This window comes from Bacillus sp. SIMBA_074 (assembly GCF_046534555.1).
In the GTDB taxonomy this organism is placed as follows: domain Bacteria; phylum Bacillota; class Bacilli; order Bacillales; family Bacillaceae_G; genus Bacillus_A; species Bacillus_A mycoides.
In genome coordinates this window covers 1-230 of the sequence record NZ_JAWRYM010001354.1, presented here as the reverse complement: position 1 = coordinate 230, position 230 = coordinate 1, and the positions used below count along the sequence as shown (strand labels likewise).

General features: G+C 39.6%; 1 pseudogene. It reads left to right on the top strand.

Going from position 1 to position 230, the window contains the following annotated elements:
* Window positions 1-163, top strand: a pseudogene (locus tag SB773_RS35120) (transcriptional repressor); the annotation flags it as partial.
* Window positions 164-230 lie beyond the last annotated feature (67 nt).

Here is a 230-nt window from a genome sequence, read left to right as displayed (position 1 = left end):
CCTCAATTGCGGCACAGTGGATGAAATTTTTGAAGATCTGCTTGTAACAGCAGAAGAAAAGGTCAAGAATGTTTATAACTTTTACATTACCGACCATCGATTGACCTTCTACGGAATCTGCAGCCGTTGCATTGACAAAGTGAATGTCGAGGACTTTAAGTAAGATAACTTCTCTGGGAACGGAGAAGTTTTTTCTTTTCCTAAGGTGAATTCTTCTGTCATCGTTTTCC